The 799-nt window shown below is 45.6% G+C and carries 2 protein-coding genes; both read right to left on the reverse strand.

Annotated features, from left to right (window positions below; all coding sequences use genetic code 11):
* Positions 1 to 369 (reverse strand): type VI secretion system amidase immunity protein Tai4 (locus ALO64_RS24135; RefSeq protein ID WP_157058650.1); only part of this gene is annotated, 369 nt, incomplete at its 3' end.
* The coding region (locus tag ALO64_RS24140; protein ID WP_094195084.1) for a type VI secretion system amidase effector protein Tae4 at positions 369 to 799 on the reverse strand (431 nt) is incomplete at its 5' end. The genes ALO64_RS24135 and ALO64_RS24140, both read right to left, overlap by 1 nt.

Here is a 799-nt window from a genome sequence, read left to right on the forward strand (position 1 = left end):
AATGGGCTTTTTCAGAGGATGCTTAAGGAAGTCGAATCTCACGCCTCTTACCTCGGACTCGACCAGTGGGTTTGTATAGTCTCTGTCGAGATATTTGCCCACGAGTTCTCCAAGCTTTTCGGGGCTTTTTTCCCAATCATAATGGGCCCAGTCGCGTAGCGCGGTTATACTGCTGCCAGCATCTATTCCGACGTTTTCATTATATCTATAAGCGCTTGCAATGCAGGTTGCAAGAACAAGGTCTTTGTAGTTTTGTGCATGGGTTCGATACATTCCCTCTGGTGACAGTGACGGTGACATGGCAGATGCAAAGATATTAGGTGTGGCGAGGGTAAAAGAAATTAGGATGGCTGCACGAAACGACTGCATTACGTGAGGCTCCAGAAATTTGCTTGGTCTGTCCGATAGTTGACGCCAGGTTCGTTGAAATAGCAATGGTCGTAGCAGATACTGCCGTCAAACAAAGTCGCATGTCCTCGAGCGTCCGACCAGCCTGATATTTCAAATACTATGATGCCTTTTTTGCTGGCCAATGGTCCGCTATCAGAAGGCGGGTATTTGACGATTTCTGGTTTTCCCCAGTTTCTCATCAGGAAGTTTTTAAGATCATTAAAGCGGAAAAAATATTGATTTTGATCTTCTCCGGATACTGTCTGGTCTGGTGTTTTTGGGATTTTTGCTTCTGTGTAATTTAGAATGTAGCTCATTCTTACGGCGCAGGTATTTTTCCATCTTGCCAACGCATCAGGATTATTTATATTCTGCGCCACAAACCCTCCAAGGAAGCTCCGAGCAAGGC

It is taken from the genome of Pseudomonas meliae (assembly GCF_001400515.1).
Classification (GTDB): domain Bacteria; phylum Pseudomonadota; class Gammaproteobacteria; order Pseudomonadales; family Pseudomonadaceae; genus Aquipseudomonas; species Aquipseudomonas amygdali.